The organism is Cellulomonas telluris (genome assembly GCF_004886325.1).
GTDB classification, from domain to species: Bacteria; Actinomycetota; Actinomycetes; order Actinomycetales; family Cellulomonadaceae; genus Cellulomonas; species Cellulomonas telluris.
On record NZ_QXFN01000003.1, the window covers coordinates 311,211 to 329,394 of the forward strand.

Here is an 18,184-nt window from a genome sequence, read left to right on the forward strand (position 1 = left end):
GCCCGCTCAGCCCTGCTCGGCGGACTCGTGCTGCCACGAGCGCCACAGCGCGGCGTACTCGCCGCCCGCGGCCACCAGCTCCTCGTGCGGGCCGATCTCGCTGATCCGGCCGCCGTCGACCACGGCGACGCGGTCGGCGTCGTGCGCGGTGTGCAGGCGGTGCGCGATCGCGACGACCGTGCGGCCCTCCAGGACCGCCGACAGCGACCGCTCCAGGTGCCGCGCGGCCCGCGGGTCCAGGAGCGACGTCGCCTCGTCCAGCACGAGCGTGTGCGGGTCGAGCAGCACCAGCCGCGCGAGCGCGACCTGCTGCGCCTGCGCCGGCGTCAGCGGGGTGCCGCCGGACCCGACCTCGGTCGCCAGGCCGTCGGGCAGGCCCTGGACCCAGTCCCACGCGTCCACGGCGCGCAGCGCGCGCTCGAGGTCGGCGTCGTCCGCCCCGACCCGGGCGAGCCGGAGGTTGTCGGCGAGCGTGCCGACGAACACGTGGTGCTCCTGGGTGACCAGGGCGACGTGCCGGCGCAGCTCGTCGAGCGGCAGGTCGACCAGCGGCACGCCGCCGACCGTCGCCGTGCCGCCCGTCGGCGGGTGGATGCCCGCGAGCATCCGGCCGAGGGTCGACTTGCCGGCACCGGACGGCCCCACGACGGCGAGCCGCTCGCCCGGGGCGAGGTCGAGGTCGATGCCGTGCAGGACGTCGTGGCCCTCGCGGTACGCGTACCGCAGGCCGCGCGTGGCGATCCGCTCGTCCGTGGGGCGCTCCCCGGTCGCCTCGCGGTCGGGTGCGACGAGCTGCACGCCGACGATGCGTGCCAGCGCCGTCGCGGCGACCTGGATCTCGTCGACCCAGAAGATGAGCTCCCAGACCGGCCCGGCCATCTGGTACGCGTACAGCACGATCGTGGTGACGACGCCGAGCGAGACCTGCCCCTGCGCGGCGAGCCAGCCGCCCCACACGAGCACCGCGACCGGGGCCAGCACGAACGCCAGGTCGATCGCCGGGAACAGCACGGTGCGCAGCCGCAGCGTGACCTTCTCGGCGGCGAACGCGTCGGCGAGGTCCGCGTCGATCCGCCGGGTGCGGCGCGACGTCAGCCCGAGCGCGTCCACCGTGCGCGCCCCCTCGACCGTCTCCGTGATCGTCCCGTTGAGGACGGCGTACGTGGCCGCCTCCCGGACGTACGCGGGCGTGGCGCGGCGCAGGTACCAGCGCACGACGAGCAGCATGGTCGGCACGCCGACGAACAGCGCCAGCGCGACCAGCGGCGACAGCAGGAGCGACGCCGCGACCGTGAGGGTGATCGTGACGACCGCGACGATCACGCGCGGCACGCCGAAGCGGACCGCGTGCTGGAGCTTGTTCACGTCGTTGGTCGTGCGCGCGACCAGGTCGCCCGTGCCGGCCCGCTCCACCGTCGACAGCGGCAGCGCGGTGACCGTGTCGACGAACTCCTCGCGCAGCTGGGCGAACACCTCCTCGCCGAACAGCATCGACGCGCGCTGCGCGTACCGGATGAGCCCGGTCTGCAGCAGCACCGCGACGACGCCGACGACGATGAGCGTGTCGACGTAGCGGGCCGTGGTGCCGGTGGTGACCGCGTCGACCAGGCGCCCGAGCAGCAGCGGACCGGCCAGGCCGGCGACGGCGGCGAGCGTGTGCAGCACCGCGATGCGGGTGAGCGGGCGCCCGTTGCGGCGCAGCAGCGCGCCGGCGTACCGGCGCACCACCGCCGTGTCGGCGACGGGCAGCGTCGTGGCCGTGCTCATGCCTCACCTCCGCCGTGCTTCTCGTCCGTGCCGCACTCGGGGCTGCCCGGGCGCGCGAGGGCGGGCTCCGGGACCGACTCGTCCTGCACCTCGAACGCCTCCTCGACGCTCGTGTCGTCGTCCATCCGGCGGCCCACGACGCGGCGGTACTCCGCCGCCACCGCACGGCCGGCCGCGCCGTCGAGCAGCTCGGCGTGCGTGCCGCGCGCGACGAGCACGCCGTCGCGCACGAGCTGCACCTCGTCGACGTGGTCGAGCACGAGCGGGCTCGCGGTCACGACCAGCGTCGTGCGGCCCCGGCGGGCGTCGGCGAGCCGGGCGGCGATGCGGGCCTCGGTGTGCGCGTCGACCGCGCTCGTCGGCTCGACGAGCACGAGGACCTCCGCGCGGGTGAGCAGCGCCCGCGCGAGGGCGACGCGCTGGCGCTGGCCGCCGGACAGCGACCGCCCCTTCTCGGGCAGCTCGCCGTCGAGGCCGTCCGGCACGGAGTCGAGCACGTCGTGCGCGTCGGCGAGCGCGACGGCCTCGAGCAGGTCGTCGCGGGTCGCGGCGCCGCGCACGTCGAGCTCGCCCGCGAGCGGACCGGAGAACAGGTGCGGCATGGCCTCGGCCACCACGACCCGCTCGCGCACCGCGTCCTTCGGCAGGTCCGCGAGCAGGACCCCGCCCAGCCGCACCGGCGTGGCCGCCTCGGCCTCGTCGTCGAACCGGCCCAGGCGCGTGGCGATGCGGGCCGACTCGTCGGGGTCCGCGCTCACGAGCGCCACGACCCGGCCATGCTCGAGCGTCACGCCGCTGACCTCGTCGACCAGGGGGGACCCGGGCGGCGGGACCGCCGCCGTGCCGGGGCGGGCGCCGGTCGACGGGACCACCCGGAGGACGGCCAGCACCTTGCGCGCGGCCACCACGGCCCGCGTCGTGGCCTGGAGCATCATCGTGGCGTTCTGCACCGGCCAGGCGAGGAACGCGGCGTACCCGTAGGTGGTGACGAGCTCGCCGGGCGTGATCGTGCCCTCCAGCGCCATGTGCGCGCCGACCCAGACGAGCGCGACCACGAACAGCCCGGGCAGCAGCACCTGGAGCGCGTCGAGCCAGGACTGCGGGACGGCGACCTCCTCGCCGCGGCGCCGCACCAGCTGCGACTGCTGCCGGTAGCGCCCCGTGAACACCTCCTCGCCCCCGATGCCGCGCAGGATCCGCAGCCCGGAGACGGTGTCGGCGCCCAGCGTCGTCAGACGTCCCGATGCCTCGCGCTGCGCGGCCTGACGACGCTGCAGCGGCTTGACGAGCAGGCCGAGGACGGCGGCGACCGTCGGCAGCCCGACGAGCACGATGACGCCGAGCGGCACGGACACGCGCAGCATGAGCACGGCGACCGCGCCGTAGGCGACGAGCGAGCCGACGAACCGCGCGAGCGTCGCGTACACCTCGCCGACGCGCAGCGCGTCGTTGGCGACCGCCGAGACGACCTCACCGGTGGGGAGCTCGGCCGTGATGGCGGGGCCCGACCGTGCGGCGGTGCGCCCGACGAGCTGGGAGGTGGTGAACGCGGCCCGCAGCCAGTTCTGCACGTCGTAGCGGTGCCCGAACGCGCCGGCCGCCGCGCTGACCAGGCCGAGCACGAGCAGCAGCCCCGTGGCGCGGAACAGGCCCGGCCCGAAGCCGTTGGCCAGGCCGTCGTCGATGGCCTGCCCGGTCAGGTACGGCAGGAACGCCTGGCAGGCGAACACCACGACGCCGCACAGCACGGCGGCGAGCAGGATGCCCCACTGCCGGCGGGCGATCCACCACAGGTAGGCGACGGGGCCGCGCAGGGGCGGGGTGCCGGGGTCGGCGAGGGGCAGCGAACGCACCCGCCTCACGTTACGGGCGGCCACCGACACCGGGGGAAGCCCTTTTCCGTGGCCCACGCCGCCCCCCAGCCGCCCGCGTGCACCGGCCGTCCGTCCCGGCCGTGCACGGACCGCAACTAGGCTGGGTCCCGTGACGCAGCCCCCCGAGCCCGCCACCACCCACCGCCCCGTCCTGGTCGTCGACTTCGGCGCCCAGTACGCGCAGCTGATCGCGCGGCGGGTGCGCGAGGCGAACGTCTACTCCGAGATCGTGCCGCACACGGCGAGCGTCGAGGACCTGCTCGCCCGGGACCCGGCCGCGATCATCCTGTCCGGCGGCCCGTCGTCGGTGTACGCCGCGGGCGCCCCGTTCGTCGGGCCCGAGCTGTTCGAGGCCGGCGTGCCCGTGATGGGCATCTGCTACGGCTTCCAGGCGATGGCGCAGGCCCTCGGCGGCACGGTCGCGCAGACCGGTCAGCGCGAGTACGGCGGCACGGCGGTCGAGGTCGCCGCCGAGGGGACCGTCCTCGAGGGCAGCCCGGAGCAGCAGACCGTGTGGATGAGCCACGGCGACGCCGTGCACGCCGCACCCCCCGGGTTCGAGGTCCTCGCGACCTCCTCCGGCAGCCCCGTCGCGGCGTTCGAGGACCGCGAGCGGCGCCTGTACGGCGTGCAGTGGCACCCCGAGGTCAAGCACTCGCCGCTCGGCCAGAAGGCGCTCGAGAACTTCCTCTACAAGGGTGCGGGCCTCACACCCGACTGGAACCCCGGCAACGTCATCGCCGAGCAGGTCGAGCGCATCCGCGCCCAGGTCGGCGACGCGCGCGTGATCTGCGGCCTGTCCGGGGGCGTCGACTCCTCGGTCGCGGCCGCGCTCGTGCAGCGCGCCGTCGGCGACCAGCTCACGTGCGTGTTCGTCGACCACGGCCTGCTGCGCTCCGGCGAGGCCGAGCAGGTCGAGCAGGACTTCGTCGCGGCGACCGGCGTGCAGCTGAAGGTCGTCGACGCGCGCGAGCGGTTCCTGCACGCGCTGCACGGCGTGAGCGACCCGGAGACCAAGCGCAAGATCATCGGGCGCGAGTTCATCCGCGTCTTCGAGGACGCCGCGCGCGAGGTCGTCGAGGACGCCGGCGCCCACGGCGAGACCGTGAAGTTCCTCGTCCAGGGCACGCTCTACCCCGACGTCGTCGAGTCCGGCGGGGGAGAGGGCGCGGCGAACATCAAGTCGCACCACAACGTGGGCGGGCTGCCGGAGGACCTGCAGTTCGAGCTCGTAGAGCCGCTGCGCACGCTGTTCAAGGACGAGGTGCGCGCGGTCGGCCTCGAGCTCGGCGTGCCCGAGGGCATCGTCTGGCGCCAGCCGTTCCCCGGCCCGGGCCTCGGCATCCGGATCGTCGGCGAGGTCACGGCCGAGCGCCTGGAGACGCTGCGCGCCGCCGACGCCATCGCCCGCGAGGAGCTCACGCGCGCCGGCCTGGACCGCGAGATCTGGCAGTGCCCCGTCGTGCTGCTCGCCGACGTGCGCTCCGTCGGCGTCCAGGGCGACGGCCGCACCTACGGCCACCCGATCGTGCTGCGGCCCGTCTCGTCCGAGGACGCGATGACGGCCGACTGGACGCGTCTGCCGTACGACGTCCTGCAGATCATCTCCACGCGCATCACCAACGAGGTCCCCGAGGTCAACCGGGTCGTCCTCGACGTCACGAGCAAGCCGCCGGGCACCATCGAGTGGGAGTGACCCGCACGGGCACCCCCGGGGCGACCCGACGGACCGACGAGAGGACGACGTGACCACCCAGCCCGACCCCGCCACCGCGACGAGCGCCACCGCCGACCCCCGGGCGGCGTCCACCGCGACCTGGGTCCGCAAGGCCACCGGGTCGCTGAAGCGCTACCGGGTGATGGCCTGGGTGACCGGCGTGATGCTCCTGCTGCTGTGCGTCGAGATGGTGCTCAAGTACGTGCTGCAGGTGCCGGGCTTCAACGTCGAGGGCGACCCGCGCTCGGAGGCCGCGCGCATCATCGCGATGGTCCACGGGTGGGTCTACGTCGTGTACCTGGTGACGGTGTTCGACCTCTGGTCGACGCTGCGCTGGAAGCTGGGCCGGCTCGTCACGATGGCGCTCGCGGGTGTCGTGCCCGTCATGTCGTTCGTCCTGGAGCGGCGCGTGCACGCGCAGGCGCAGGCGCGCATCGACGCCGCGGCGTCCGCGCGCCCCGCCCCGGGCGCGGCGGCCTGAGCCGGACGGCCGGACGCGTGCGGGTCGTCCACGTCTCCGACTGCTTCGCGCCGCGTACCGGCGGCATCGAGACGCAGGTCGGCGACCTGGCCCGCCACCAGGCGGCCGCGGGGCACGAGGTGCACGTGCTCACCGCGACCCTCGGCGAGGGCGGTGAGCGCGGCGGCGTCGTCGACGTCGAGGACGGTGTGCACGTGCACCGGCTCGGCGCGCGCCTGCCGTTCGACCTGCCCGTCAACCCGCTCGCGGGCCCGCGGCTGCTCCGCGACGCGTACACGGACCTGCGTCCCGACGTCGTGCACGTGCACGCCGGGGTGCTCTCGCCGTTCGCGTTCGACGGTGCGCGGCTCGCGATGGCGGCCGGCCTGCCGACGGCGGTGACGTGGCACTGCATGCTGGACGGCGTCGCCGCACCCGCCGCGCACCTCGTCGCCCGGACGCGCTGGTCCCGACCGCGCGCGGCGCTGAGCGCCGTCAGCTCGGCCGCGGCGGAGCGCGTGCGCGAGCTGTTCGCCGGCGCGGACGTCGCGGTGGTCCCCAACGGCATCGACGCGGACCGGTGGGCGCCGGCGCCGGCGTCCGCCCGTGCCGAGGACGACGGCCCGCTGCGGCTCGTCGCGACGATGCGTCTGGCACCGCGCAAGCGTGCGGTGCCGCTCGTGGAGGTGGTGGCGGCCGCGGCGCGGCGCCTGCCGCCCGGTGCGCTGCACCTGACGGTGGCGGGGGACGGCCCCCTGCGGGACGCGCTCTCCGCACGCGTGCGGGCGCTCGGGCTCGACGACGTCGTGGAGCTGCCCGGCCGCCTCTCCCGCGACGAGGTCCGTGCGGCCTACGTCGACGCGGACGTCTTCCTCGCCCCCGCGCGGCTCGAGGCGTTCGGCATCGCGGCGCTCGAGGCCCGGACCGCGGGACTCGTCGTGCTCGCCCACACCGGCACGGGGATCGGGGAGTTCGTGACGGACGGGCTCGACGGGTTCCTCGTCGCCGACGACGCGGAGATGGCGACCGCCGTCGTGCTGCTCGCCCAGGACCGTGCCCTGCTCGCGCGCATGCGTGCGCACAACCGCGCGGTGCGGCCCGCGTTCGCGTGGGCGGACGTCCTCGCGGCCGCCGACGCCGAGTACGCGCGCGCGGCCGTCCTCGCCGGCCCCGGGTCCTAGGTCCCGGGCGCGTCTTCGCAGGTCAGGCCGAAGGTCCCGGTTCCGGCGTGACGGGACGCGGGACGGCGCCCGGACGGTCCTGAACGGGGGACCAGGGTCCTACGGCGGGCGCTGCGGGCGGGGTCAGAGTGGTCACGTGAGCCGAACGGTTCACCGGGACCGGCCAGGGGGACGGACCCGCTCTCGGGGAGACACAGAAGGATCGGGGAGTCCGATGTCCGCAGCAGTCCGCAAGCCCGCCCACCTCAAGGCCCTCGCCGTCGTGGTGATGGTGTTCGGCGTGATCTTCGCCGTCGCCGGCACGGCCACGTGGGCGCTCGTCTCCGGCAACCTGCGCAACGAGCAGATCACCGTCGCGGAGGACGCCTCGATGTTCGCCGGCGAGCTGGTCGACACCCCGTGGGAGGCGTGGGCGCAGGCCGACATCATCAACCACCACGCGCTGGACGCCTCGGGCGGCAAGACGTACTCGCAGCTCGACCGCGAGGACCCGGTCCGCGACACGATGATGAACGGCTCGTTCCTGCGGGCCTCGCTGTTCACGTCGATCGTCGCGTTCGGTGTCGCGCTCCTCGTCTTCGGCCTCGGCGTCGTGTTCATCGTCGTCGGCGAGGCGCTGCGGCGGATCGCCGCCCGCGTCGACGCCCCGGTGCTCGACGCCGCGGAGCCCGTCACCGTCTGACGCACCGCGGACAGCGCGAGGGCCGGTACCCCGTCCGGGGTACCGGCCCTCCTGCGTGCGCGCTCGCCCGGTGGGGCGGGGGCGTCAGCGTCGGGCCGTGTCGTCCGCGCCGCGGCGCCGGGCGCTCGCGACCAGCGGCCCGACGATCAGCCCCAGGCCCGCCAGGACGAGCAGGCCGATCGCCGCGAGCTCGAGGTCGATCGTGTAGCCGGCGGCCACCAGCAGGACCCCGACGCCGAGCAGCGCGATGACCACGCCCCACACGACCGTCCCGACGCGGACCCGGTCGCGCCGGGCCTCCGTCGCGTCCTTCGCCTCGTCCTGCGTCTCGTCCCCGATGGAGTCCGCGCCGGCCGTGCGGCCCGTGCCCGCGGCCGGGCGGCTGCCGGTGTCGGCCGGCAGCGTCCGCGTCGCGTCCACCGGCAGCGGCTGGGTCTCGTCGACCGGGAGCGGCCGGGTCTCGTCGGTGCTCATGCTGCGTCCTCCTCGATGATCCGGACCTCGCCGACGCCCGAGCTGATGTCGAGCACCAGGTCGGGCTCGCCGGCCGAGGCGTCCTGGTCGCGGAACGTCATGTCCCCGATGCCGACGCCGTCCTGCGAGCGACGCTCGCCGTCCAGCTCCCACACGACCGACCCGACGCCCGCGGACACGCGGGCCTCGACCGCCGCGTCCGTCGGCACCACGACCGTGAGGTCGCCGGCCCCGAGCGAGAGCGGGACGTGCAGGGGGCCGCCCTCCAGCGGGACCCCGGTGAGGTCGACCGTGCCGGTGCCGACGCCGAGGTCGAACCCGCGCTGGGCCTCGTCGCGTGCGGTGATCACCGCGTCGATGCGCTCGCCGCGGAACTCGGCGGGGCTGCCCCACCAGTCCTCGCGGTCGGCCTGGGTGACCAGTGCCAGCGGCACCCAGACGAGGGCCGCGACCACCGCGAGGAAGCCGACGACGCCGCTGGTGCGGCCGCGCAGCCCGAGGGTCACGATCCCCAGACCGGCGAGGACGAGCGCGACGCCGCCCGCGGTGAGGCCGACGGGGCCGTCGAAGGTGCCCGTCCGCTCGCCCAGCAGGAGCACGGCGAGGCCGAGGACGCTCAGGCCGACGACGACGCCGACGGTGGCGGCGTCCGCACCCTTGCGGGGCGGGCGCGCGGGTCGCGGCGGGAGGGGCGGTGCGGGCGGCACGGGCGGCACCGGCGGTGCGGCCCAGCCGCCGACGGGGGGCGCGGGAGGCGGGGTCCACCCGCCGGCGGGGTGCGGGGGTGCCGGGGCGGTCACGCGCTCGCCGGGGGCGGTCGGTGCGGCCCAGGCGGGAGCCGCCGGTGCGGCGGGGGCACCCGCCGCCGGGTAGGGGGGCGTGTACGGCGGGGCGTACGGCGCGCCCGCGGTGGGGCCGGTGTGCGTCCACGCTCCCGGCGGCACCGGGCCGCGCGGACGACGCCGCACCGCGAGCACCACGAGCGCGACGAGACCGCCGACGAACGCGAGCCACAGCAGGCCGGAGAACCAGCCGGTGCCGTCCCAGAACCACCACCAGCCGTCGCCGCGGGCGAGACCGACGAGCACGAACGCGAGCGCGCCGAGCAGCGCGACGTCGCCGTCCCCGGCCACGAGGCGCTCGAGGTGGATGCGCCCGTCGCGCTGCTCCGGCAGGAGCGCCCACGCGACGCCGTACAGGAGCAGGCCGAGCCCGCCGAGCAGGAACGTGACGGCGAGGATGCCGCGCACGAGGAGCGGGTCGACGTTGAGGCGGGCCGCGAGCCCGCCCGCGACGCCGCCGATCCAGCGGTCGTCGGACCGGTACAGGCCGGTGCGACGCACGCCGTCCCAGAAGCCCTGCGCACCGGAGGGCCGGGGTCCGCCGGTCGCGGGGTCGGGGGCGCCGGCCGCGGGGCCGGGGCCGGTGCCGGGCCCGGGGCCCGGGGTGCCGGCGCCGCCGCCGGCAGGGGTCTGCGTGTCCATGGCTCGATCCTGACTCCGAGGGGGGCGCGCCGGCATCGGGGGTCGTCCCTGAGCCGACCCTGGCCCGCACCCGGGTCTGCGGTGCCGGCACCCCTGATCTGCGCCCGGACCCGCCCGGACGGGGGTCGGCCGGGGGCGCGGGACGTGTGACGATCGGGGCGTGAGCACCGCACCCGCACCCTCGGCCGTCCCGGCGGCGCCCGCGCGGCTGCCCCTGCGGCGCCCCGACTCCGGGCGCTGGTTCGCGGGCGTGGCCGTCGGGCTGGCCGCGCACCTCGACCTGCCCGTGGTGGTCGTCCGCGTCGCGCTCGTGGCGCTCGTGCCGGTCGCGGGCATCGGCCTGGTGCTCTACGTCTTCTGGTGGCTGACCGTGCCGGTCGGCGACCCGGCGACCGACGCGGCGGGTTCCCGCCCGAGCGCGCTCCAGCGGCTCGCCCGGCGGCAGACGCTCGGCGAGAGCCGCAGGGTCCCGTTCGCCGACCTCGCCCTGGGGGCGCTGCTCGTGCTGGCCGCGGGCGTGCTCGTCGCGATGCGGCTCGGCGCGGAGGTGGACTCGACGTGGGTGCTGCCGGCCCTCCTGGTGCTCGTCGGGCTCGGGCTGGCCTGGAGCCAGCTCGACGCCGTGCAGCGCCGGCAGGGCGACCGCCGGCGCATCAGCGTGCTGCGCCTGATCGGCGGGGTCCTGCTCGCCGCGGCCGGCGTGCTGCTGCTGGTGGGCGAGAGCGTCGGGCGGGGCGTCGAGCCCGCGCTCATGGTGCAGGCGGGCATCGGCGCGCTCGCGGTGCTGCTGGGCGTCGGGCTCGTGCTCGCGCCCTGGTGGGTGCGCCTGGTCCGCGAGCTCGGCGACGAGCGCGCCGCCCGCGCGCGGGAGGCCGAGCGCGCCGACATCGCCGCTCACCTGCACGACTCGGTGCTGCAGACGCTCGCGCTCATCCGCGCCCGCGCCGACGAGCCGGCGGAGGTGGCCCGCATGGCGCGCGCGCAGGAGCGCGAGCTGCGCGAGTGGCTCTACGACGACCGGCACGAGCCGGGGACGTCGCTGGCCGCGGCGCTGCGCGCCGTCGTCGCCGAGGTGGAGGACTCCCGCTCGGGCCCCACCGGCGAGCCCGTCGCCGTCGACGTCGTGGTCGTCGGCGACCGCGTGCCCGACGCGGACACGCAGGCGCTGCTGCAGGCGACGCGCGAGGCCCTCGTCAACGCCGTCGTGCACGGCCGGCCGCCGGTGTCGCTCTACCTCGAGGTGGGGCCGTCCGTCGTGGAGGTGTTCGTGCGCGACCGCGGCGACGGGTTCGACCTGGACGCGGTCGGCTCGGACCGCTTCGGCGTGCGCGAGTCGATCATCGGGCGCGTGCGCCGCCGCGGCGGCACCGCCCGGGTCACGAGCAGCCCGCAGCGCGGCACCGAGGTGCACCTGTGCATGCCCGTCGGCGGCACGGCGCCGTCCGCCGACGCCGCCGGCGCCCGTCCCGCCGCCCCCGACCCCGCGGCCGAGCGCCGCACCGACCCGCAGGAGGACGCGTGAACGCCGTCGACGTCGTGCTGGTGGACGACCACCACATGTTCCGGGCGGGGGTGCGCGCGTCCCTGGACGACCGCGTGCGCGTCGTGGGGGAGGCCTCGACGGTGGACGAGGCCGTGCGTGTGGTGCACGAGCTCGCGCCGCCGGTCGTCCTGCTCGACGTGCACCTGCCCGGCGGCGACGGGGGCGGCGGCGCGGAGGTCGTGCGGCGCTGCGTGGACGTGCCGGGCACGCGCTTCCTCGCGCTGTCCGTCTCCGACGCGGCGGAGGACGTCGTCGCCGTCATCCGCGTCGGCGCGCGCGGCTACGTGACGAAGGCGATCGACCCGGCGGCGCTCTCCGACGCGGTGCTGCGGGTCGCGGGCGGCGACGCGGTGTTCTCGCCGCGGCTCGCGGGCTTCGTCCTCGACGCGTTCGGCGCGGCGGCGGGCGACGTCGCGACGGGCGACGACGAGCTCGACCGGCTCTCGGCGCGCGAGCGCGAGGTGATGCGGCTCATCGCACGCGGGTACACGTACCGCGAGGTCGCGGCGGAGCTGTTCATCTCCGTCAAGACCGTCGAGACCCACGTGTCCGCGGTGCTGCGCAAGCTCCAGCTGTCCAACCGCAACGAGCTCACGCGGTGGGCGGCGGCGCGCCGGCTGCTCTGACGCCCTCCCGCACCCGTGCTACGCCGACGTGGCGGCGCCGCCCGCACCGAGTCCGGCGACGACCGCGGCCACGATGGCGTGCCACTCGTCGTCGGGCAGGGCCGGCAGGTGGCTCGACCAGACCGGCATCGTGAGGCCGCGCAGCTGCAGCAGGCCCTCGGGCCGGGCGAGGAAGAACACGTGCAGGTGCGCCGCACCGTCGCCCCACCGGTGCACGTGGACGCGGCCGACGCCCGGCACGGCGGCGAGGGCGCGCTCGACGCGGACGACCATGCGGCCCAGCGCGCCGGCGCCGTCCTCGTCGAGGTCGCCGAGGTCGACGTGCACGCGCGGCTCCAGGACGAACCTGGGCAGCTGCACGCGCTCGGGCGCCTTCAACCGCCACCTGTCGTCCGTCCAGGCGTAGGCCGCGTCGGGCGCGGCGCACGCGCGGCACGCGGTCGGGTCCTCACCGGACCGTGGCGGCTCGGGCACGACGGGGTCCGCCAGGGAGCGCACCCGCAGCCCGTCCCGCTCGAACGGGAAGGTGTTCCAGGTCGCGACGTCGCCGACCGACGGGCGCCCGTCCGGACCGGCCGCCACGCGCGTGCGCTCGGCGATCGCCGCGCCGTCGAGGCGTGCCTCACGTCGCGCCCGTCCCTGTGCGCTGCTGACCACGTCGGCTCCTGTCGGGTCGGGTCGGGCTCGCGGCGGTGCGGGCCGTCCGAGACGGTAGTGGTCCCGGTGCGGTCTGTGGTCGGTACCGCCCGATCTGACGTCGTGTCAGAACGGGGTGCCGCTCGCCTAGGATGGCCCGCATGGACGTCGTCTACGGGATCCTCGTCGTGCTCCACCTGCTCGGATGGGCCATGGTCTTCGGCGGTGCCCTCGCCGGCATGCGCAAGGCGACCCTGAACCCCGGGGTGTTCCACGGCATCCTCACCGCGCTGCTCACCGGCATCCTGCTGACCGGCCTCGCCTCGGCGGACGTCGTCGACCGCGACGTCGACAACACGAAGATCGCGGTCAAGCTGGTCGTGGCGCTCGCGGTCACGGCGCTCGTCGTCCTCGGCCGGCGCCGGGGCGAGAAGGTGACGACGGGCTGGCTCGGCGCGATCGCGGGCCTGACGGCCCTGAACGTGGCCATCGCCGTCCTCTGGTGACGTCCCGCCGGGTCGCCTCGCCATCGCTGCCGGGCGACCGGTCGCGGCGGCCGCTACGGTCGGCGCCGTGACGATCGACTGGGGCACCGAGCTCGACCTGCTGACCGGCCTGCTCGTGGTGGTCGGCCTCGTCGGGGTCGTGGTGCAGGTGCTGCCCGGCGCCCTCCTCGTCGCGGGGGCCGTCGTGCTGTGGGGCGTCCTGCAGGGCACCGGGCTCGGCTGGGGCGTGGCGATCGCCGCGGTGGTGCTCACCGCCGTCGCGCAGGTCGTCAAGTACCTGCTCGCCGGCCGCCATCTGCAGCGCGGCGGCGTGCCGAACCGCACGCTCGTGCTGGGCGCGGTGGCGGGCGTCGTCGGGTTCTTCGTCGTCCCCGTCGTGGGGCTGTTCCTGTTCTTCGTCGGCGGCGTGTACGCGGCCGAGCGCGTGCGCCTGCGCGACCACGCCACCGCGTGGCGGTCGACCGTGCGCGCGCTGCAGGCCACCGGCCTGACCATCCTCGTCGAGCTCGCGGGCGCCATGCTCGTCGTCGGCGCCTGGGTGCTCGGCCTGATCTTCCGCTGACGGCCTCGGGCCGACCGCTCCGCCGGCCCTCGGCGGTGGTCGCACGGTCCGCCGTGTCGGTGGGGAGACCTACCCTGGTGGGGTCATGACGTCCTTGTTCGAGAGCCTCTCCCTGCCCGTCCCCGCCGGCGCCACCCCGCGCCCCCGTCCGGACGCGCGGGCCGCCGTCGCGCGCTCCCACGCGGGTGAGTCGTCCGGCCTGCCGCTCGTGGTCCCGCCCCGCGGCGACGACGCCGAGGAGGAGCACCCCGCGGTCCGGGCCCGCGCCGAGCGTGACGCCGCGCGGGCCGAGGCCCTCCTCGAGGGGCTGAACCCGCAGCAGCGCGAGGCCGTGCTGCACGCCGGGGGGCCGCTGCTCATCGTCGCCGGCGCCGGGTCGGGCAAGACCCGCGTGCTGACGCACCGGATCGCGCACCTGCTCGCCACGCACCGCGCCCGGCCGGGCGAGGTGCTGGCCATCACGTTCACGAACAAGGCCGCGGCGGAGATGCGCGAGCGCGTCGAGGCGCTCGTCGGCCCCTCCGCGCAGCGGATGTGGGTCTCGACGTTCCACTCCGCGTGCGTGCGCATCCTGCGCCGCGAGGCGGCGACGCTCGGCCTGCGGTCCAGCTTCTCGATCTACGACCAGGCCGACTCGCAGCGGCTCATCACGCTCGTCGCCCGCGAGCTCGACCTCGACCCGAAGCGCTACCCGCCGAAGGCGCTCGGGGCGAAGATCTCGAACCTCAAGGACGAGCTCGTCGACCCCGACACGTTCGCCGCGACGTCGGGCGGCGGCAGCGCGAACGACTTCGACACCGTGCTCGCGCAGGTCTATCGGCGCTACCAGCAGCGGCTGCAGCAGGCCAACGCCCTCGACTTCGACGACATCATCGTGCGGACCGTCGAGCTGCTGCAGACGTTCCCGGAGGTGGCCGAGCACTACCGCCGCCGGTTCCGGCACGTGCTCGTGGACGAGTACCAGGACACCAACCACGCGCAGTACGTGCTCGTGCGCGAGCTCGTCGGCGTCGACGGCGGCGCGGACGGCGCGGGCGTGGAGCGCGGCGAGCTGACGGTCGTCGGCGACGCGGACCAGTCGGTCTACGCGTTCCGCGGCGCGAGCATCCGCAACATCCTCGAGTTCGAGGCGGACTACCCGGACGCCCGCACGATCCTGCTCGAGCAGAACTACCGCTCGACGCAGACGATCCTGTCGGCCGCGAACGCCGTCATCGCGAAGAACCCGAACCGGCGGCCGAAGCGGCTGTGGACCGACTCCGGCGCCGGCCCGCAGATCGTCGCCTACGTCGCGGACTCCGAGCACGAGGAGGCGCGGTTCGTCGCGGAGGAGATCGACCGGCTCGGCGACTCCGACGGCGTGCGGCCGGGGGACGTCGCGATCTTCTACCGCGCCAACGCGCAGTCGCGTGCCCTGGAGGAGGTGCTGGTCCGGGTCGGCCTGCCGTACAAGGTCGTCGGCGGCACGCGCTTCTACGAGCGGCGCGAGATCCGCGACGCCATCGCCTACCTGCGCACGGTCGCCAACCCGGACGACGACGTCAGCACCCGCCGCATCCTCAACGTGCCCAAGCGCGGGCTGGGGGAGCGGTCGGAGGCCATGGTCGCCGCGTTCGCGGAGCGCGAGCGGATCTCCTTCGGCGCCGCCCTCGCGCGCCTCGACGAGGTGCCGGGCCTCGGCACGCGCGCCGTCACCGGCCTGTCGGCGTTCGCCACGATGCTCGACGAGCTGCGGGACCTCGCCGCGACGGCCGGTCCGGCCCAGGTGCTCGGTGCCGTCCTCGACCGCAGCGGCTACCTCGCGGAGCTGCGTGCGAGCGAGGACCCGCAGGACGCCTCACGCGTCGAGAACCTCGCCGAGCTGCACGCGGTGGCCTCGGAGTTCGAGCAGAGCGACCCCGAGGGCGACCTCGCCGACTTCCTCGAGCGCGTCTCGCTCGTGGCGGACTCCGACCAGATCCCCGTCCCCGACGGCGCGGACGGCGACGCGGACGGACGCGCCGACCAAGGCGTCATCACGCTCATGACGCTGCACACCGCCAAGGGGCTGGAGTTCCCGGTCGTCTTCCTCACCGGCATGGAGGACGGCACGTTCCCGCACATGCGGTCGCTGGCCGACCCCGACCAGCTCGCGGAGGAGCGGCGCCTGGCGTACGTGGGCCTCACCCGGGCCCGCCAGCGGCTGTACGTGTCGCGCGCGGCGGTGCGGACCGCGTGGGGCGTCCCGAACGAGTTCCCGCCCAGCCGGTTCCTCGACGACATCCCCGACGAGCTCGTCGACTGGCGGCGCCGGGAGTCCTCGACGTCGCGGCTGCGCGGCGGCTGGGGCTCCGGGTTCGGCACCGGCGGCGGACGCGGGTCCGGCTGGAACGAGCAGCGCGGCGGATCGGGCAACGGCCCGGTGCGCACGGAGCAGCGCACCCCGCTGCCGCGCACCGGCGCGTCCTTCGGGTCGGCCACGCCGCGCGCGACCGGCGACGTCCCGGACCTGACCGTCGGAGACAAGGTCACCCACGACTCCTACGGCCTGGGGTCGGTCGTCGCGCTCGAGGGCGCCGGGGCGAACGCGGTCGCGAAGATCGACTTCGGCTCGCACGGCACGAAGCGCCTGCTGCTGCGGTACTCGCCGGTCACCAAGCTGTAGACCTCCGGACCGCAAGAGCGCGGCGGCTCGGTAGTACCGGGAGTAGCATCACGAGTATGAAGCTGAGTGTGAGCCTCCCGGAGGGCGACGTCGCAACGCTCGACGCCTACGTCGAGAGACACGGCACGACGCGGTCAGCCGCCCTGCACGAGGCGGTGCGCCTGCTCCGCGAGCGGAACCTGGTCGAGGAGTACGACGAGGCCTTCCGCGAGTGGGACGGCTCGGACGACGCCGTCGCATGGGACGGGGTCGTCGCTGACGGGCTCGACCAGGGCGCGCCCGAGTGAGCCGTCGGGGCGACGTCTGGCTGGTGGATCTCGACCCGGCGCGCGGACGCGAGGCGAACAAGACCCGCCCTGTCGTCGTCGTGAGCAACCAGGCCGCGGTCACGTCGGCCTTCACGGCCGGCCGTGGGGTGGTGACCGTCGTGCCCCTGACGTCGAACGTGGCACGCGTGCTGCCGTTCCAGGCGTACCTCCCCGCCGGCGACACGGGCCTCGAGGTCGACTCCAAGGCACGGGCCGAGCAGGTCCGGTCGGTGGACGTGGGACGGTTCGTCGAGCTGGTCGGCGTGGTGCCTCCCGTGCTGATGCGCGACGTCGACCGGGCCCTGCGTCTCCACCTGTCGCTGTGAGGGCAGCGGCTCGGGCTCCCCGGGCGAGGGCGAGGGCCCGTCCCCCCGGTCGAACCCGCGCCCGCCGGGTGAGCGCGGCCACATCTCTCGATGTCGAGGGACCTGGGTCCCGGCGATACGCTGGGCCGGGCGATGCGGCCGCACCGGGCCGCCCGCGCGGTCGACGAGAGGAAACCGGACCAGGTGGACCTGTTCGAGTACCAGGCACGTGACATCTTCGAGAAGCACGGCGTGCCCGTGCTCGGCGGCATCGTCGCCACGACCCCCGAGGAGGCGCGTGCGGCAGCCGAGCGGCTGCTGCCGGCCGAGGGTGGCGTCGTGGTCGTCAAGGCGCAGGTGAAGACCGGGGGCCGTGGCAAGGCGGGCGGCGTCAAGCTGGCCCGGTCCGCGGACGAGGCGGCCGAGAAGGCCGGCGAGATCCTCGGCATGGACATCAAGGGCCACACGGTCCACCGCGTGATGATCGCGGAGGGCGCGAAGATCGCCACCGAGTACTACTTCTCCCTCCTGCTCGACCGCGCCGAGCGCCGCTACCTGGCGATGGCGTCCGTCGAGGGCGGCATGGAGATCGAGCAGCTCGCGGTCGAGCGCCCCGAGGCGCTCGCGCGCGTCGCGGTCGACCCCCGCACGGGCATCGACGCCGCGAAGGCGCAGGAGATCGTCGAGGCGGCCGGCTTCGACGCCGACGTCGCGCCGAAGGTCGCCGACGTCCTGCAGAAGCTCTGGACGGTCTACCGCGACGAGGACGCCACGCTCGTCGAGGTCAACCCGCTCGTCCTCACCGAGGACGGCCAGGTCGTCGCGCTCGACGGCAAGGTCACGCTCGACGCGAACGCGGACTTCCGCCACGAGGACCACGCGGCCCTCGAGGACAAGGCCGCGGCCGACCCGCTCGAGGCGCGCGCCAAGGAGAAGGACCTCAACTACGTCAAGCTCGACGGCCAGGTCGGCATCATCGGCAACGGCGCCGGCCTCGTCATGAGCACGCTCGACGTCGTCGCGTACGCCGGCGAGGCGCACGGCGGCGTGAAGCCCGCCAACTTCCTCGACATCGGCGGCGGCGCGTCCGCGGCCGTCATGGCGGCGGGCCTCGACATCATCCTGACGGACCCGCAGGTCAAGTCGGTGTTCGTCAACGTCTTCGGCGGCATCACGGCGTGCGACGAGGTCGCGCGCGGCATCGTCGAGGCGCTGCGGATCCTCGGCGACGAGGCCTCCAAGCCGCTCGTCGTCCGCCTGGACGGCAACAACGTGGCCGAGGGCCGCGCGATCCTCGCGGAGGCCGCGCACCCGCTCGTCACCCTGGCCGAGACGATGGACGGCGGCGCCGACAAGGCGGCCGAGCTCGCCCACGCCGCCGCCTGACGCCCGCCACCCACGAACCGAGAGAAGCA

17 protein-coding genes are annotated in these 18,184 nt (G+C 75.5%); 12 read left to right on the forward strand and 5 right to left on the reverse strand.

The genetic code is table 11. The features are described from left to right. Positions 1–6: 6 nt before the first annotated feature. A complete protein-coding gene (locus tag FB586_RS10330; RefSeq protein WP_136519232.1) occupies positions 7–1,767 on the reverse strand; it encodes an ABC transporter ATP-binding protein in 1,761 nt (586 codons plus the stop codon). Further along, a complete protein-coding gene (locus tag FB586_RS10335; RefSeq protein ID WP_136519233.1) occupies positions 1,764–3,620 on the reverse strand; it encodes an ABC transporter ATP-binding protein in 1,857 nt (618 codons plus the stop codon). The genes FB586_RS10330 and FB586_RS10335 overlap by 4 nt, the downstream gene beginning before the upstream one ends. Before the next feature lie 130 nt (positions 3,621–3,750). Between FB586_RS10335 and guaA the strand changes: the two genes are divergently transcribed. The 4 genes from guaA (at position 3,751) to FB586_RS10355 (ending at position 7,681) form a co-directional block, all read left to right on the forward strand. Further along, complete coding sequence (gene guaA / locus FB586_RS10340; RefSeq protein ID WP_136519234.1) at positions 3,751–5,337, forward strand: glutamine-hydrolyzing GMP synthase; 1,587 nt, start codon at positions 3,751–3,753, stop codon at positions 5,335–5,337. A 49-nt stretch (positions 5,338–5,386) separates the two neighbouring features. Continuing rightward, on the forward strand, positions 5,387–5,839 hold the full coding sequence (locus tag FB586_RS10345) for a DUF3817 domain-containing protein (protein ID WP_136519235.1): 453 nt from the start codon (positions 5,387–5,389) through the stop codon (positions 5,837–5,839). A 17-nt stretch (positions 5,840–5,856) separates the two neighbouring features. Continuing rightward, complete coding sequence (locus FB586_RS10350) at positions 5,857–6,999, forward strand: glycosyltransferase family 4 protein (protein WP_136519236.1); 1,143 nt, start codon at positions 5,857–5,859, stop codon at positions 6,997–6,999. A 214-nt stretch (positions 7,000–7,213) separates the two neighbouring features. Continuing rightward, a complete protein-coding gene (locus FB586_RS10355; protein ID WP_136519237.1) occupies positions 7,214–7,681 on the forward strand; it encodes an aromatic ring-opening dioxygenase LigA in 468 nt (155 codons plus the stop codon). Positions 7,682–7,765: 84 nt separating this feature from the next. Here the strand turns inward: FB586_RS10355 and FB586_RS10360 are convergent, their stop codons facing one another. Next, on the reverse strand, positions 7,766–8,155 hold the full coding sequence (locus FB586_RS10360) for a hypothetical protein (protein ID WP_136519238.1): 390 nt from the start codon (positions 8,153–8,155) through the stop codon (positions 7,766–7,768). Then, positions 8,152–9,639: a PspC domain-containing protein gene (locus FB586_RS10365; RefSeq protein WP_136519239.1), complete on the reverse strand. Its 1,488-nt coding sequence runs from the start codon at positions 9,637–9,639 to the stop codon at positions 8,152–8,154. Before FB586_RS10365 ends, FB586_RS10360 begins: the two co-directional genes overlap by 4 nt. A gap of 160 nt (positions 9,640–9,799) precedes the next feature. Between FB586_RS10365 and FB586_RS10370 the strand changes: the two genes are divergently transcribed. After that, positions 9,800–11,161 (forward strand): ATP-binding protein, encoded by a 1,362-nt coding sequence (locus FB586_RS10370; protein ID WP_136519240.1) that lies wholly within the window; start codon positions 9,800–9,802, stop codon positions 11,159–11,161. Between the two features lie 35 nt (positions 11,162–11,196). Then, positions 11,197–11,808, forward strand: coding sequence for a LuxR C-terminal-related transcriptional regulator (locus tag FB586_RS10375; RefSeq protein WP_246036729.1), 612 nt, complete (start codon positions 11,197–11,199; stop codon positions 11,806–11,808). 18 nt (positions 11,809–11,826) lie between these two features. Here FB586_RS10375 and FB586_RS10380 read toward each other — a convergent pair whose 3' ends face one another. Further along, positions 11,827–12,465: an HIT family protein gene (locus FB586_RS10380; RefSeq protein ID WP_136519242.1), complete on the reverse strand. Its 639-nt coding sequence runs from the start codon at positions 12,463–12,465 to the stop codon at positions 11,827–11,829. Positions 12,466–12,605: 140 nt separating this feature from the next. On the opposite strand from FB586_RS10380, the gene FB586_RS10385 reads away from it, so the two are divergent. The 6 genes from FB586_RS10385 to sucC all read left to right on the forward strand — a co-directional run bounded on the left by FB586_RS10385 (position 12,606) and on the right by sucC (position 18,155). Further along, complete coding sequence (locus FB586_RS10385) at positions 12,606–12,950, forward strand: hypothetical protein (RefSeq protein ID WP_136519243.1); 345 nt, start codon at positions 12,606–12,608, stop codon at positions 12,948–12,950. Between the two features lie 67 nt (positions 12,951–13,017). Beyond that, positions 13,018–13,512, forward strand: coding sequence for a DUF456 domain-containing protein (locus tag FB586_RS10390; protein ID WP_136519244.1), 495 nt, complete (start codon positions 13,018–13,020; stop codon positions 13,510–13,512). Positions 13,513–13,597: 85 nt separating this feature from the next. Beyond that, entirely contained in the window at positions 13,598–16,156 is a 2,559-nt protein-coding gene (gene pcrA, locus FB586_RS10395; protein ID WP_136519245.1) for a DNA helicase PcrA, read from the forward strand. A 56-nt stretch (positions 16,157–16,212) separates the two neighbouring features. Continuing rightward, positions 16,213–16,443 (forward strand): ribbon-helix-helix domain-containing protein, encoded by a 231-nt coding sequence (locus FB586_RS10400; RefSeq protein WP_136519246.1) that lies wholly within the window; start codon positions 16,213–16,215, stop codon positions 16,441–16,443. Continuing rightward, the gene (locus FB586_RS10405) at positions 16,440–16,790 is read left to right on the forward strand and encodes a type II toxin-antitoxin system PemK/MazF family toxin (protein ID WP_136519247.1); all 351 of its coding nucleotides are present in this window, start codon (positions 16,440–16,442) and stop codon (positions 16,788–16,790) included. Before FB586_RS10400 ends, FB586_RS10405 begins: the two co-directional genes overlap by 4 nt. Positions 16,791–16,973: 183 nt before the next feature. After that, the gene (sucC, locus tag FB586_RS10410) at positions 16,974–18,155 is read left to right on the forward strand and encodes an ADP-forming succinate--CoA ligase subunit beta (protein WP_136519597.1); all 1,182 of its coding nucleotides are present in this window, start codon (positions 16,974–16,976) and stop codon (positions 18,153–18,155) included. Positions 18,156–18,184 lie beyond the last annotated feature (29 nt).